This is a genomic window from Njordella aestuarii, assembly GCF_056494165.1.
On sequence record NZ_CM151397.1, the window covers coordinates 6364562 to 6379866 of the forward strand.

Sequence of the window (15305 nt, forward strand, 5' to 3'; positions counted from 1 at the left end):
CGAAAAAAGCAAGGGAGTGTCAGTGCATTTTCCAATTGTCCAAACGGAGCAGTTGGCAATTTGTACTTACAATTTCAACCTTGTCCAAGATTCTCGCTCCGAGCGAGCCTGGGGAAATGATTTCGCTAGGTTCGACAAAGGTACACAGGATGGCAAAAGGTACAGTAAGTGTACGAGGCTGGGTCTGCACAATTTTTGTTGCAGTTTCCCTGTCGGTCTTTTTTTGGTTCGCGCAGCGACAGATGTCGAATCTGAACGGAATAAATTCCGACTCGGGACGATCATTTACAGCTTCATCGCGATCTTTAGCGCCCGACAGCTCGAGTGCGAACGCCTTTCCCGACATCGTTGACGTCGCGCTTCTGCCGAAAGATTCCGCTTGGTCTGAATACAAGTCCCGCCCTGGAACGAGCTTAGCTAAGTTCGTTGAACCGACGGCCACGGTTTCACTAATGGCCCCGCAATTGGAAACCTCGCAAGAGGAATGGCTTGCTCAAAACGAAAAGCGTAGCCCTTCAAAGTCGGAATTGCTGGTCAGCATGCCGTCGGAGTTTCAGACCGCAGCAGCGCGAATACGAAAACGTCCATCACCTTCGGCCTCCGTACCCAGCCTGCCTCAACGCACGAGCTCGGCAAATTTTCGTGGCCCTTCCAGAATCTGGCCAACACCACGAAAACTTTCTGAACAACTGCGTACGCTTGAGACACTTTTACAACAAGATTTGCAGACAACTGTCGCAGCCGCTCAGATGTCGAGCGATGGAAATTCGAAGCTGACGTTCGATGCGGGAGCGTATCAAAATTGGATCGATCAGACTCGCCAGCAACTTCGCTATATCGAAAATGCTACTGGAGCCAATGACTCGGTCAAGAACGCTATCGTACAAATCAGCGAACTCGCCGACAGTATGTTACACAACAGTACGGCTGCCAATGACTCGCAAATTGGTGAACTCGTTGCTCGTACCGCATACTCAATGAAACGTCGCGCACAACTGTGGAATGGCGTCTATGCATGCCTGCAAGCAGACCAAGCTCAACTCGTGAGCAACAGCAAAGTCGATTTCTCGGCGGATGAACTTCTGCGTATGATTGCTCAAATCGAAATCGATTCCAAGTCGACTGGTGATGTTGCAGGTTGGAACAATTACCTACAACTCGACCGTTTGGCAGAAGTTGCGAAAGACGATGTCCTTACAACAGAAGACATTCTAGCAGTCCGTCGCTTTCTAGATCGCGTTAGTTGGAGTGGAGTGACTTCGGCTCAACGATACTTCCTTGATAGCACATCCGTACGTGCGATGGCAAACTATGTTCAGCCACTGGCGATTACGCCAATCGACTACAGCACTCTTTTACACGATTTTGAAATGCTGGAAGACGAGCCATTGCATCGTTGTTCACAGACAATTGTTATGGCGATGGAATCGTTGCGATACTCTAGCGATGCAAATCAGATCGCACTTGCACAAGCTATCAATGTTTACTACCGCAATGCGAACATCCGGTTTGCCGTTTCTGCAGAACTGATGAATCGGCTTCTACCAAACAGCAGCACGACAGTCCGACCAGTGCGCCAGCGAATTCTAGGTGCTGACACAACTGGTGGAAGCTCCGTATCGTCCAAACTTGAGTTAAAACTTGTACCCAACCCAAACGCATGGCACGTAAAACTCAATCTGCTGGCTGATGTATCAAGTCGCACAGCAAGCGAGAAAGGGCCCGCCGTTGTACATAATACCTCTCAGATGCGCGTCGCATCGGATCGTGAGATCACGATTACGCCAGAGACCATTTCAGTAAACTCTTCGCAAGCAACGGTGGATTCTACAGATCGAGTTCGAGGAGTTGAAACCGATTTTGATGGGATTCCAATTGTTGCTGACCTCGTGCGTTATTTCGTCGATCGCGAAGTAGCAAGCCAAAGACCACTAGCAAGGCACATCACCTCGAACATGGTAGCCAAAGAGACCGATCGAGAGTTCGACAGCCAACTAGAAGAGAAACTGCAGATAGCCAGGACTCAGATGCAAGATCGCTGGACCGCCCCGCTCCAGTTTATCGGACTGGATTCCGAAGTCGTTGATCTGCAAACAACAGACACTCGCTTGATTGGACGCTACCGCATTGCATCCCATGATGCGTTAGCCGCCCACACGCCTCGCCCGCAGGCTCCTAGCGATTCACACTTCAGCGTTCAAATTCATCAATCGGCATTCAACAATGCGTGCAACCAATTGAAGCTTGGCAATCGCGACTGGGCACTTCCCGAGTTAGTGGATGAACTCTCCCGCAGACTAAATCTCGAACTCGTCTTTGATCGTGAGGACCTTCCTGAAAACGCGGTACTGCGATTCGAAGATGACAATCCGATTGCCGTCGAATTCGCAGACGATACGGTTTGGCTGACGCTTCGAATTGCCAAGCTGAACGAACCAGGAAGAATAGACCTCAACAACTTTATCATTCGTGTGAGCTACGAATGCCATGCGGACGGGCTGAGTGCAGATTTGGTGCGCACGGGTGCTATAAGTGTTGACGGAGAACGACTTGGCATGCGAGATCGCTTACCTTTAAGAGCAATCTTCGGCCGAATTTTTGCCTCCCACTCCAAGATCAATCTAATTGATCACAAGCTGGCCGCTGACCCTCGCTTTGAGGGCTTGTCGATATCTCAAGTTGTTGCACGCGAGGGGTGGCTAGCATTGGCCGTAAGCCCGGCAACCAGTGCCCATGTGGCCATCCTGCAAAAGAAACAGGACGATTACAAGCAATTGATCCGATAAGGCAGACAGCATTCTGTTGAATGCAACTACCCTTGTGGGATTTCCCGTTGTAGTTGGAATCGTTGGACGATATTGAGGTCTTTGGTAAAGATACCAAGCCCCCAAGAATTCTTTGAGACGGGTATCGTGATCGTCACTTTTACTGCGGCAGTCGATAAATCAACGTCGACGTTCGCATCGTGGTAAGCTCCCGTAGCGTTGAGCAAACGCATAGCTTCGTTTACACCGTCCGCTTGCGCTCCGCCGGGAACAATGCACGCCCTTGCTGCCTCATAAGCAGCGTTTGACGCTGTGTGCCGCAAAAAGTTCAGTCTTGTAATTTCAATTGCGCCAAAGAACAAAATCAATATGACGGGAACTACAACGGCAAATTCGACCGCCGTAATCCCACTTCGATTTGTTTTCAGTAACTTCTTGTGTTCGGACATAGCTATCTCGTTGAAAATCCAACTACTCGATCATGACGACTTGCAAACTCTGCGCGATATCTCGAAAAGCAGCTCGCAGTTCAACTTCGTTTTGGGTGGAGAAGGACATCCCGCCTGTGATCTGAGAAATCTCTACCAAATCTGGTTGCTCTGCTGTCAGCATCGATACGGTGTGTACTACAACACCCGCGTTTCGAGCATCAATCGCTGCAAGCCTCGGCAAACGTCCATCGTTCCATGCACCGTCGGTAAATAAGACGACAACTTTGTTGGTCAATGATCGTGATTGCGGACCTGTCAACACTTGGACTGCACGGTCTAAACCCGACGACAAGTTTGTTCCGCCCATCATCGGGTGTTTCCCCATGTTACTGATGGCGTTCGTCACGACCTGACGTTGAGCAACGAAGTTGCTCGTCGGTGGTAATGCAACGTCGACTCGCGAAGCTGGAAAAAAGGTTGCGGGAGCGATCGGCATTGTGTAATCCGACCCCCAGGTTACTAAAGATGTATACGGTGCTGGGTTAAATGCGCCCACCTCATCATAAAAATCGTCGATCGCGCGAGCTAGTACGGCCCAACGGCTTGCGGTCGGATGTGGCGGAGATAAATGGTTACGCCATGTTACGCCCCAGGCAGTGAAGTTACTAAGACGGGGATTATTGGGAGGATATACATAGTCGGTACCCGACATATCGAAGAGCATTGAACCGGAGCGGTCAAGGCAGATGCAAACATCAACCTCTTGTTGCCCAGCCACTGATTTGTATTCAGCCGCGAACGTGTCTTTGCCAAGCAGCTTGCCAAAGAACAATCCAACCTCAGACGCACGCGCGTTTACTCGTAAAGAGTTAAAAGGCGTCGCCCCTTCTTCGAATTGCCATCTGCCGTTGGCTCCCGCAACCGAGCGCCCAAGTATGACGTCTTCTGCGGAAAGTGAAAAACTCTTGTTACCGACCTTGTTTTCCGCAGCACAAGCAATAGCGGCTGCAATCGCTTCATCTGCATCTTCCGTACGGGAAAGAGCTTCAGCTCCGGCTTTTGCCGAAGCATCCGTTGCAGCTCGCAATTCGGTACGGACTAGTTGAATGTAGGCGTAGTCGACAGTAACTCCAGCTGTAACCATGAAAACACCAATCATGGCAAGCAGCAATATAGCTGCTGCACCGCGTCTATATTCTGTTACAAGCGCTTTCGCTGTTCTCACGGATGTCACCATAGAAACACCTTTTCTCACTAAAATATGATGCGGCAAACGACTGTTTCGACTAGGCTGATTCAAGGATTGTTCTTTCATAGTCGCACCATAACCACTGTTTGTTCAAAGACCCGGTTTAGGAATATTTTGACTGGGTTCACTGATTTGTCCGACGCAGGAGCGGAGACCTTCACGTACACTTTGGTCCCACGAGGAGTCGTTCCCTGAACTTGTGGGGTAATGGATATCGAACCGTTTTCGATCCCCTTATTGGCCAAAACGTCTTGAATACGTTGAATGGCTTCCTCACTGGTTCCGCCTGTTCTTGTTGCAGCTCTGGCACCTTCGTACGCAGCCACAGACAACGATTGCTTTAAGAATACGCCGTCCGCAAGCTCGATCGCCCCAAACACAACCATTACTGCAATGGGCAGCACGATCGCTGTCTCGACAGCGGCGGTTCCCAACCGACTGCCTGAAACATACCGCTTGTTACAGCGGAAATTCCGGCACGCTTGGTAGACCGATCTGAGAGTGGAAAGTATGGATGCCATTGCTTCAATGTGATGGGCAGGAAATAAACCTCTTTAGGGAACCTAGGTCATAAATCCACAGCATGCCAATAAAAAGAAGCGAACCGATTTGAGCTTTTTTCTTTTTGATCGTTTGGCTTACACGTCAAACAGTCTAAGAGCGACGATTATGCCGATTTTACTGACGGCATCTCTTGAATGCATGTGTCGCCTTGCCTCCTCTACCAAGCCATACGATAACCAGAATACGAGATAGGAAGTGCACCGCGGGATTATGGAATCCTTCTCGTCAAGAATTGAATTTACTAGTCAAGAGTGCTCAGAAATTCCTGCCCTGCTCGGCGGTGGTCATCAAGCTTGCTTCCCATCTTCGAAAGCTGACTGGTCATCAGCTTCATGCGTGGATTAGATGCGAGGAAATCTTGATGATCGTCAATAAAGCACCAGTAGAGAGCATCCCACACATCGCACCAATCTCCACGCGGGTAATCGCTCATTTTTCGGATGTAAGCCGAGCCGCTAATATAGGGCTTGGTGGTGATTTTGCCGCCGTCCGCATACTGACTCATCGCGTATACATTGGGCACCATCACCCAATCGTAAGCATCAATGAACAACTCCATGAACCATCGGTACACTTCGTCAGGGTCAATTCGGCAAAGCAACATGAAATTCCCTAGCACCATCAACCGTTCGATGTGGTGACAATATCCAGTTTTCAAAACGCGATGTATTGTATTGTCGAAAGGTACGATCCCCGTCGAGCCATCGTAGAATGACGCTGGAAGCTTGCGGTCAAACCGCCAGAAGTTCGTCGTTCGTTGTTGACGGCCATATAAGCGATAGACCGCCCGCATATATTCACGCCACCCGATGATTTGGCGGATAAAACCTTCGTACGAATTTAGTGGCACACTTTCCTTATAGGGCTCAACAGCCTCAAGTATATCCTTCGGGGTAACTAGGCCAATATTCAGACAAGGCGTGAGCACTGAATGATAAAGCGTCTCCTCCTTTGTCGAGATCGCGTCTTCATAGTCGCCAAACATAACAAGCCGCTGTGCTACAAAGTCTTGCAACCAAACTAGAGCCGCGTTACGATCGACCGGATAACCGAAGGAATCTGCGCTACCAAGAGCTTGAGGGAAATTCTCCGCCACATATTGTTTTGCTTCAGCAACAGTCTCGTGTTCGGGAAGCCATGTAAGCTTCGGCGGTTGTAAGTCCTTGGGCAGCTTCTTTCGGTTTTCGCCATCAAAACTCCACTTGCCGCCCACGGGCATATCTTTGCCGTCGAGTAGAACTTCCAACCGTTTTCGCTGCGCGATATAGAAGTTGGTAAAGTACAAACTAGATTTACCACCAGCAAACTTTGAGATTTCCGCGTCACTAGTCAAGTAGTGATCGTCCTCGATCCAGCCAATTGTTATAGAGGCTTGCGTCAGACCTTTTTCGATCCGTTGCTGTAACCAATCATCATTCACGTCAAGAGCGACAACGGAGCTAATCTCAAGCTCATGCAGCGTTTTTGTAATGTCGCTCGAAACGCTTAGGCGACCTGCATCTACGTAATGAACTTTATGAGTCCGTCGCAGCATATTCGCATACGCTTTCATTGATGCGCGATGCAGAACCAGTTTTTGCCTATGGAATGCGTAATGCGAGAAGAATAGGGGGTCTTCAACCAGAACTACAATGTCAGCGGAGGTGACTGCCTGATTGTCGTAGTAAAGTTGATGTGGATATACCAGTGCCGCGTGCATTGCATGACCGTCAAAGCATCGAACGAAAGACGGACCACTTTAGCATTCTGGCAAGTACCCACGAAAATCGCCCGTTCTTGTCAATCAACAAGCGGGCGATTTATTTTGGTTACGGCCGAATAGCGTCGCTTTATGAAGAGCTTACCTATTGCCTGCGACCCTACGGGCCTGAAAGTTTGGCGAGCCTACTTCGGTTGTCGCCGACTGGCAGGCATGTCGGGTTGCACACGTTCCCAAGCGTCTCTCGTCGCAGGTTCAGCGTCTTTCCAGTCCAACGGAGAACTTTCACGATAGGACTCCCAATCCGCTTCCAACTGGGGCCTGAGTTCATCGTAATTTCCGTTTGGATGCTTCGCGCGCGACTCCCAGCCGTACCTATAAGCAGGTGCCACTGTGTCATAATCGCGGTCTTCTTGGTAGTATGGCCGCTTATGGTAGTTGTCGCGCCAGTACTCGTTTTCCACAGTCGGATCGATGTTCTCGGCGACGGCCTTGCCGGCCATTGCACCAGCCAGGCCGCCCACGACGGCTCCCGCAACTGTGCCGACTGGGCCAGCTACCATACCAGCGGCTGCACCAGCCGCGGCACCGCCTAACGCTGTGCCGACGCCTACACCGACGGGATGAGCGCCTGGTTCACCTGTAATTGGATCTTCGTTTCGATCTAGATCATCGCGTAGCTCGTCGTCGCTTCGGACGTTTCGTTCATTCTTTGACATCATTCTACCCTTTGCTAAAAACGCATTCAGAAGCTTGCTTTCAGCTTCGCTAGTTAAGGGTTAGTAAACGCAAAGCTAGTGCCATTCGGTTGCAATTCAGAGCGGATCAAATAATTGGCTGAAAGAAAGCCAGCGGACTACCGCTTGATACGAATGTCCGCGTTTGCAAATTTAGTGTTTTACGTTACTTTGTCACGCAGGCGACTTACATCATCAACGACCGCAGCAACGACCGGTTTCCAGTCACCTTGCCTAGACTGTCGATAGAGTGTCATGGAAGGATACCAGGGCGAATCGCGGCGACCAAGCAACCACCGCCAATCTGGCATAACATTCAGCAGCACCCACACGTTACACCCAAGCGCACCTGCAAGATGTGCGATTGATGTGTCGGTTGTGATAACAAGGTCGAGCTGGCTCATGATGGCTGCTGTGTCAACGAATGCACCGCTCGAACTGTCGGTGCCTTCTGGAAATTGATGAAGTTTATTGGCCAATCCGCCTTGCACGATCTGAGCAGTCGCTGGCCCTTGCTGCAGCGAATAAAAGTCAATCCCCTCCATACTCAGTAGCGGTCTAAATGTATCGAGAGGAACCGAACGGAACTGATCGGCTTGGTGATTTGCGTTCCCCTGCCACGCGATCCCGATACGCAGACGCCCCTGTGAACGTTTCGTCAAATACTCGCTCCAGTACTTCACCAAATATGGAACAGGTTTCAAGTAGTGGTCCCGAGCGGGTATTGTTTCGAGATCCGTATTCAAAACATCCGCACAGTCTAGCAACGAGCAATGGAAATCGTAGGCTTCATTCACAGGCCAAAAGTTATCATGCCAGTGGTCGATGCCTGGGTACTTGCCTAACAAGACGGAGAGTTCGTTTTGTCCTTTGAACAAAACGCGAGCGCCAAGACTTTTGACGACATCTGCATATCGAATGAAATGGATTGTATCGCCCAGCCCCTGCTCTGAATAAAGAAGAATGGTTTTACCTGCTAACGACTCTCCTTTCCATTTTGGCGCACTGAAAACCTCGTTTGAAGCATCTTTGCATTGCCAGCGGTAGCGGTACTCCATCCATCCAGCTTTAAAATCTCCCAGCAGGAGCAGCAGCACGCCCAGATTTCGGTGCAGCTCCGGGTCATCCGCTTGCAATTCGGAAGCATGGCGATAATCCTGCAAGGCAGCTTCGATCTGGCCATTTGTTGCGCGAAGGGCTGCTCGGTTTTTATATGCATTCGCATATGTAGGGTTTTGCTCTAAAGCCTTTTCGAAGGCTTGTTCAGCTTCCTCAAATGCAAAAACATACCGTAGTGAATTGGCGAGATTGTTCCACACAATCGGGAATTCCGGTTGGATCGCAATTGCATTTTTATAGGCGACCACAGCTTTGGCGTACTGTTTGAGATCATGCAACGCGATTCCCAAATAGCACCAGCCGTTCGCGTTGCGAGGATGCTGGTCGAGAATGGTTTTGTATTGTTGGGCAGCCCAGGCTGGCTTTCCACGCTGGTGTTCGTGCCAGATCTTCAGCAACGCTTGCTCGACGTTGTCAACCATTGTGTATCCTTGCATTCATTTACGTTTCACCGTCAGCCGAGGGCCTACTTGTGATCTCTCGCTGCTTAAGCGCGTACTTACTTCGGCTGACAGTTAACGACTTCCTTTTGTTTAACTGTTTGCCTTTGTGCGAATCTATCGCATACAATATCGTTTTCATGTCCTTGTTGAAATCACAGCTCCAAGAACGAATCTCGCTTTTCCATAGATTAGGCTGTTATCTTATGTGCAATCAACTGCGAATATGGACGTTGTGTATTTTGGTTGGATCACTCCTACAGCCAGCAAACTTGAACGCGCAGTTCGATCGCACTTCCCCCAATGCAAGGGCGACAGCAGGACAACGGCAACAACAGCTTTCCAAAAAACCCACGCACGTTCGCATGGGAGTCCAACATGATCGAGGCCAGATCGTTCTGCCTTCAATCGGCTCCAACAGAAGGGCGACGGCCGGAAATCCGGTAGGGATCCAATGGGCCGATAAGGCCGACCGACTTGATCCCCAATCGGCGTGGTACGTATCGCCCATTGGCAACTCGCTGGCTCATATCGATTGGTATATGAACGGTAATGCGTACGCTTTAGGAGCAGTAGGTTTGCAGCAGCCGTTGCAGATTGGTCTCTACCAACAGTACCAACAATCGCTAAATCATCTCTGGCGGTTTCAACCCTTTCCTGGGTATCCAAATCATTATTTGCTCGAGAGCCTGCAATACCCAGGTTACTGCGCGACGTTTGCGCAGAATTCGATTTATTTAGAACCAATTGCATTTTTGCCGACCCAGCAATGGTGGTTTGACCGACCGGCACAAGTCTTACCTACTCCAGTCGTGCGATCCAATTCTCAACAAGTGATCGCCAACGAGCCACTTCCGCCGGCTCAGATTGACCTCGTTAACACAACTCGGCAAACTGCGGTGGTCGTTATCGCTGACCTGCGAGACCCCAAAGCGGCCGAAGAGATTCAGATCCCTGCCGGCAGTAGCAAGCGATTCTCCTTTGATCGCGATGCAGGCTCCACGATTGTCGAATCGTTCGAATACTATTCTTCAAACGGCATTTGGGATCAACAACAACGGACGTATCAAATTCCTGCGGTTCCGCTCTACGACATTTCCGTCTTCGAAATCTTCCTGCAATCGATCGCGATCGACCGAACCGGCACGAGCCCGAATCCTATTGAAGACGTGAATTATCAGCCCAAGAGCGTGGGCTTCTTTCAAGTCCCACCAGGCGACCTGCTGCCAGCCCAAGGCCAGATGGATGTTATGCGATTGGCCCAGCAAGCGCGAAATCCAGGCGGCGTCCGACCGTTGCCTAGCAAACTCGAAAAACCCGCTGGCAACGATGCAAGCAATCCTCTGCAAGAAATACTCGACGAGATTCAGTCGCGTCGTGGCTCATTCTAGCGCGACGATATTGGATTAAACTTGAGCGGTCGCGTGAGACTTCTTCCACACTTCCATCTCGATCATCGCTTGCAGTATGTCTTCCAAAGGCATACGAATCTTCCACTCGGGATAATCGCTCTTCAGCTTTCTTAGATCGCTGATGTAGCAAATATGGTCACCCATACGATTCTGGTCGCCCAGCGAGTAGATGACGCGATAGGGGCTCAACTTCTCAATCAAGCTGATGCACTCGAGCACCGAAGCTGAGTTTTCACGACCTCCACCAATGTTATAAACTTCGCCCGGACGAGGATTCGAGGCGAACGCTTCGAAAGCAGCGATGACGTCGTTGTTTTCGATTTGATCGCGAACTTGCTTGCCCTTATATCCGAAAATGGTGTAAGGTTTTTCGTAGACCGCGACATGCACTAGATATGACAAGAAGCCATGAAGTTCAACTCCCGAGTGGCTCGCACCGGTCAAGCACCCACCACGGAACACGCCAACTTTCATGCCGAAGTATTTACCGTATTCTTGTGCGATCACATCAGCCGCAGTTTTCGACGCACCGAACAGGGAATGCATCGTACGATCAATGCGACAAGTTTCGTCGATACCGTGGTAGTCGTTTGGGTTCGCATACTCCCAACGCGTCTCAAGCTCAATTAATGGCACTTCGTTCGGTGCGTCACCATAGACTTTATTGGTGCTCATATGACAGAAGACCGCGTCAGGACTGTGTTGACGCGTCGCTTCTAGCAAATTGATGGTACCACCGGCATTCACATCAAAGTCTAATAGCGGGATATCCTTGGCTTTGTCATGCGAAGGCTGAGCCGCACAGTGAATGATGCGATCAAATCGATTTTTCGAAAACAGCGCCTCAATCTGCTCTCGATTTCGAATGTCGATCTCCTGATGCGTAAAATTTTTGGTGTCCGCGAGCAATCGTTCTAGGTTCCATCGAGTGCTTCCCTGAGGACCAAAAAAGGTTTTACGCATATCGTTATCAACGCCAACGACATCCGCACCTTCTTTGTCGTAGTATCGAACTGCAGCGGAACCTATTAAGCCACTTGAACCAGTAACGAGAACACGCATCAAAATCTGCCTAAATCAACAATACTCTAAAACGACACGATCGATTGCCCGACGGCGACATCGAGGAACGAGGTCGGCAACTGTCCCTAACAATGTAATCACGGCCAGCCGCTTCGCTACCGTTGCTTGCCCAAACTCTTGACGAAAAAGAAGCCGCAAAGGCTGATAACCGTTAGCCCTAACGAAAAACAGAGAGGCATTCCAAGATTTGCATAGCATTGGCGACGGATATTTAGCCGTCAGGTTATTAAAAGTTGCCGTTGGAAACATCTTGCAACATGTTCACGTAGCTCATGGCGAGCCGCAGAATCAAGAAAACCAGGAGCAGAGCCATCACAATCCAGATCGCCATGGACACCGTGACGCTCAAGATCTGCAGCGACGTTTTGGTCTGCGCGTCATATTGCCTTGCCAGTGCGTCTAGAGACTCCGTTTCATTGCCGCTCAGCTCCCCAACTTCGACGGCTTCAATGAACTCCCTAGGCAAAACGCCGGACGCTGAAAAGCTGTCGGAAAGCGATTTCCCCTTCTTAACGGCAGCGATCGACTTCGGTGAGGCTTTGACGTAGTACTGATTTCCCGTGCTCACAAAAGATGTCTGCACGGACCGAATCGCATCTACCCCTGCATTCAACAGCAGGGAGAGAATGGTAGTGAGCCTTGATAAAGCGATGTTTTTCAGAACGGGCCCAATGACTGGGACTTTGAGCGCAATGGGCATCAGAATTTCATGCAGCCCAAACCAATTCTTCCAGACGGCACGAACGACTACGGCGATCAGCAAGACGACGGCGCCGACGTAGCTTAGAAAAACCGCAACGCCACTTGTACCCTTCAGTCCAAAGCCAAGCGGGTCGTAATTCGCTTGCGAGCTGTCAGTAAATAGTACGCCCATGATCCAGATCATCAGGCTCACAACGCCGATTGCAAGGGTCACTTGAATCGCGGGCCAAGTTAACTGGCGGAGGAACCCCGTCCGAGTCTCGCGCAAATCTCGATAATAGCTCCCCATGTAAGCAAACGTTTTCTCAAGCCCTCCCGCATGTTCTCCGGCCCGAACCATTTGCGCTAGAAGGCTGGGAAAGTAATCGGAACGACGCTCAAGGGCTTCTGCAAAGGAGTCGCCCTTGAGCAGGCTGGTGCGAACATCCGCAACCGCTGCCTGATGTCGCTGGGTCCCAACACGTGCCTCAGTTTCCAGCATTTTCAGGGGATCGACGCCGGCCTTAAGACCTGTCGCGAGCCGACTACATAACTGCTCGGCCGTTTTCAGCGGAATCTTCGGAGCAAATAAACTCACGGCGCAGAACCTTAAAAAATATAATTTACGACGAACATGGGTTAAACTATTCTAGCGCCAAACTGCAACTAATGCATTAGCGGCTCAGATGTCCCACCTCTTTATCGCGCAAAACGACTGTTTTTGGAATTGCGGAACCGAACAGAGCTAGAATGTTAGATTATACTTGAAAGCTTCTGCTACGCTTAAAACACGAATCTCATGCCATCGCCAACTTTGAAACAACTTAGCGAACAGGCAGCTTTACTTCTGTGTTGGCTCCTTGGAATCGCTGCCACGATTAATTACGCCCAAGCCCAAGAGCGTGAGCGAATTTTTGACGTAGTGTCACCTGAGATCTCTTCGGATGGCAAGGTCACTTTCCGGTTGTACGCACCTGGGGCAGACATCGTGCGATTGGGAAGTTTTGACATCCCTGGAAACGGTCCAGGGGCTCCCATGACGAAAGACCAAAATGGGATCTGGGAAGTCACATTTAGTGAGATTCCACCGGGAGCCTACCGATACATCTACATCGTCGACTCGATTCCAACCGTCGACCCGCGCAACGCGCGAAGTAGTGAATCGTATTGGAACGTTTCAAGCCTTTTGATCGTACCCAATCCGAAATTCCAAATAAGTCCAGCGCAACCGCAAGGCGTCATCTCAAATCTTCATTATTGGTCGACAACTCTCAAGACGAAGCGTAGGCTGCACGTCTATACACCTCCGAAATATTTTAGCCTACAAAAAGAGTTGCCCGTTTTGTACCTCCTGCATGGTACTGGGGACAGCGATAACACTTGGGCAACCGTTGGTCAGGTACGCCCGATTTTGGATCATCTGATCGTGAGCGGTAAAGCTAAACCGATGCTGGTTGTCATGTGCGCTAACCATACCGAAGAGCCGGGCGAGCCCCACGAAGTCGACCAATTCTCGTCCGAACTGATGCGGGATATTATACCGACCATCGAATCGAATTTTCGCGTCTCCAAACACCGTCAACATCGTGCGATTGCAGGACATGCTCGCGGCGGTCGGCAATCGCTTGAAATAGGCCTCGACAACCTTGGCTCGTTTGCCAACATCGGTGTCTTCAGCTCTGGCTTTCAGAACGATTCTTTGGATCGATACAAATCAATACTGAATAATCCCAACGCCAGAGAGAGTCTTTCGCTGCTCTATTTCGCTTGCGGCAAGAAAGACTTTCGGTATGAATCGACGCTTAAATCGGTGAAGCTACTTGAGGAGCACAAGTTTTCTGTTCGTTTCGTCGAAACCGATGGCTCACATCTATGGATCAGCTGGCGTGAACATCTGGCCGACATGGTCCCACACCTTTTTCAGTAGCTATGCAACTACGGCTGCTCAAAGCAGTGGCTGACACAATCGATCACTGCTCTAGCGCAGCCGCGTGTAGAACTGCGGGTTATCGGTTTGCTTAGAGGCTTGCAAAAGATTGGCAGCACCTGTTAGAACGAACCGGATTCCGTTAGGTTCAACCTCGACACGTTCGAGGTTTTCTAGCAAGTTCGCTATCTCGCGGTCATTGTAAAGCGGCCTGGCAAAGTTTCGCCCCTTAATCTGATTGATCCAAACATCCGAGACAGACTCACCATCAATACTGGCTTCGACTACAGTCAAATTAAGCTTGCCTGCATCTACAGAAGCGCTGAAGATCACTTCGGCATTGAAGAATCGCCCCTGGCCTCCCGGCAGACTATCGGCTGGCAAACTGACATCAGCTTTCAAGACGTCGTTCTCAATTTTCACAACGATTGCATTTCTCAGGCGCGGCTCTTTGTGAAGCAACGTATTGATCTCTTCTGCAGCTAAGAAGAACTCCCGGTTCTCGATCCCTTGATTTTGAATTGATTTTGAAACGCGGTCAATCTGCAGCTCAATGGCCGCCAATCTCTCAGGCGAGATTTCTACAACCGGTAGTTTGCTTCGTTTGTCAGACGTGAGTGAGCTAACCTGATTGGTGACATAACCGTAAACAAATGTCGTAGCGACGATCCCGACCAAACTTGCAAGACTGACCATCCCCCAACAACTGCGCAGGGGTAGACCAAAGTAACGAGGACAAGTTTGTCGAGACTTAATCTGATTCAAATCCGTTGACATCGGCATAGAATTCCGCAGTAAGAAATAGCCAGACACTCCGTCGTCCACTTCGACCAATTAAACTATCACTAACAAGTTATGCCTGCGAGAGGAAAGACGACTCTTTCTGCCTTGATCTGAAAAAATTTACCGAATGCACACGACTCGCCCCGCCCTACCCGTACGCTTCAAATAGAAGTTTGGTTGGACGATTCAGCATACGCATTCCCTCTCTTTCGTAACGCCTTTCGTGTTCCCGCATGCAGCCTGAAAGCTTGAGACACGCTTGTAGTAAACCTTTGTGTTGTCAGAACTTCGGTCGTTCACCCATGCACTGCATCGCGTGCCAGTCCGTCCGAACGCTCGCTTCCAAAAATGAAATTTGCAATCATTGCAGCAAACTTTTTGCACCGATCGCACTCTATTCAAAGGCGATGAATAG

At 50.0% G+C, this 15305-nt stretch carries 12 protein-coding genes; 3 read left to right on the top strand and 9 right to left on the bottom strand.

What is annotated here, in order from left to right:
• Positions 1-149: 149 nt before the first annotated feature.
• Positions 150-2786: a hypothetical protein gene (locus SH451x_RS24830; RefSeq protein WP_479359992.1), complete on the top strand. Its 2637-nt coding sequence runs from the start codon at positions 150-152 to the stop codon at positions 2784-2786.
• 26 nt (positions 2787-2812) lie between these two features.
• Here SH451x_RS24830 and SH451x_RS24835 read toward each other — a convergent pair whose 3' ends face one another.
• From SH451x_RS24835 to SH451x_RS24860, 6 genes are all read right to left on the bottom strand, one after another.
• Positions 2813-3214: a TadE/TadG family type IV pilus assembly protein gene (locus tag SH451x_RS24835; protein ID WP_479359993.1), complete on the bottom strand. Its 402-nt coding sequence runs from the start codon at positions 3212-3214 to the stop codon at positions 2813-2815.
• A gap of 22 nt (positions 3215-3236) precedes the next feature.
• Positions 3237-4433, bottom strand: coding sequence for a vWA domain-containing protein (locus SH451x_RS24840; RefSeq protein ID WP_479359994.1), 1197 nt, complete (start codon positions 4431-4433; stop codon positions 3237-3239).
• Between the two features lie 74 nt (positions 4434-4507).
• Entirely contained in the window at positions 4508-4966 is a 459-nt protein-coding gene (locus SH451x_RS24845) for a TadE/TadG family type IV pilus assembly protein (RefSeq protein WP_479359995.1), read from the bottom strand.
• Positions 4967-5250: 284 nt separating this feature from the next.
• Positions 5251-6708 (bottom strand): cryptochrome/photolyase family protein, encoded by a 1458-nt coding sequence (locus tag SH451x_RS24850; RefSeq protein WP_479359996.1) that lies wholly within the window; start codon positions 6706-6708, stop codon positions 5251-5253.
• A gap of 185 nt (positions 6709-6893) precedes the next feature.
• Positions 6894-7427 carry a hypothetical protein gene (locus SH451x_RS24855; protein ID WP_479359997.1) on the bottom strand — a complete coding sequence of 178 codons (534 nt, stop codon included), beginning with the start codon at positions 7425-7427 and terminating at the stop codon, positions 6894-6896.
• A 179-nt stretch (positions 7428-7606) separates the two neighbouring features.
• Complete coding sequence (locus SH451x_RS24860) at positions 7607-8986, bottom strand: glycosyltransferase family 9 protein (RefSeq protein WP_479359998.1); 1380 nt, start codon at positions 8984-8986, stop codon at positions 7607-7609.
• A gap of 224 nt (positions 8987-9210) precedes the next feature.
• On the opposite strand from SH451x_RS24860, the gene SH451x_RS24865 reads away from it, so the two are divergent.
• A complete protein-coding gene (locus SH451x_RS24865; protein ID WP_479359999.1) occupies positions 9211-10395 on the top strand; it encodes a hypothetical protein in 1185 nt (394 codons plus the stop codon).
• 15 nt (positions 10396-10410) lie between these two features.
• Here the strand turns inward: SH451x_RS24865 and SH451x_RS24870 are convergent, their stop codons facing one another.
• Together SH451x_RS24870 and SH451x_RS24875 are read right to left on the bottom strand one after the other, a co-directional pair.
• Positions 10411-11478, bottom strand: coding sequence for an NAD-dependent epimerase/dehydratase family protein (locus tag SH451x_RS24870; RefSeq protein ID WP_479360000.1), 1068 nt, complete (start codon positions 11476-11478; stop codon positions 10411-10413).
• A gap of 247 nt (positions 11479-11725) precedes the next feature.
• Positions 11726-12778: a type II secretion system F family protein gene (locus SH451x_RS24875; RefSeq protein WP_479360001.1), complete on the bottom strand. Its 1053-nt coding sequence runs from the start codon at positions 12776-12778 to the stop codon at positions 11726-11728.
• Between the two features lie 201 nt (positions 12779-12979).
• Between SH451x_RS24875 and SH451x_RS24880 the strand changes: the two genes are divergently transcribed.
• On the top strand, positions 12980-14107 hold the full coding sequence (locus tag SH451x_RS24880) for an esterase (RefSeq protein ID WP_479360003.1): 1128 nt from the start codon (positions 12980-12982) through the stop codon (positions 14105-14107).
• Between the two features lie 51 nt (positions 14108-14158).
• Here the strand turns inward: SH451x_RS24880 and SH451x_RS24885 are convergent, their stop codons facing one another.
• Positions 14159-14884, bottom strand: a complete 726-nt coding sequence (locus SH451x_RS24885) for a hypothetical protein (protein ID WP_479360004.1) — start codon at positions 14882-14884, stop codon at positions 14159-14161.
• Between the last annotated feature and the right edge of the window lie 421 nt (positions 14885-15305).

Coding starts and splice junctions, on each gene's coding strand:
- SH451x_RS24830 (WP_479359992.1), top strand. CDS start 150: ATGGCAAAAGGTACAGTAAGTGTACGAGGCTGGGTCTGCACAATTTTT.
- SH451x_RS24835 (WP_479359993.1), bottom strand. CDS start 3,214: ATGTCCGAACACAAGAAGTTACTGAAAACAAATCGAAGTGGGATTACG.
- SH451x_RS24840 (WP_479359994.1), bottom strand. CDS start 4,433: ATGGTGACATCCGTGAGAACAGCGAAAGCGCTTGTAACAGAATATAGA.
- SH451x_RS24845 (WP_479359995.1), bottom strand. CDS start 4,966: ATGGCATCCATACTTTCCACTCTCAGATCGGTCTACCAAGCGTGCCGG.
- SH451x_RS24850 (WP_479359996.1), bottom strand. CDS start 6,708: ATGCACGCGGCACTGGTATATCCACATCAACTTTACTACGACAATCAG.
- SH451x_RS24855 (WP_479359997.1), bottom strand. CDS start 7,427: ATGTCAAAGAATGAACGAAACGTCCGAAGCGACGACGAGCTACGCGAT.
- SH451x_RS24860 (WP_479359998.1), bottom strand. CDS start 8,986: ATGGTTGACAACGTCGAGCAAGCGTTGCTGAAGATCTGGCACGAACAC.
- SH451x_RS24865 (WP_479359999.1), top strand. CDS start 9,211: ATGTGCAATCAACTGCGAATATGGACGTTGTGTATTTTGGTTGGATCA.
- SH451x_RS24870 (WP_479360000.1), bottom strand. CDS start 11,478: ATGCGTGTTCTCGTTACTGGTTCAAGTGGCTTAATAGGTTCCGCTGCA.
- SH451x_RS24880 (WP_479360003.1), top strand. CDS start 12,980: ATGCCATCGCCAACTTTGAAACAACTTAGCGAACAGGCAGCTTTACTT.
- SH451x_RS24885 (WP_479360004.1), bottom strand. CDS start 14,884: ATGTCAACGGATTTGAATCAGATTAAGTCTCGACAAACTTGTCCTCGT.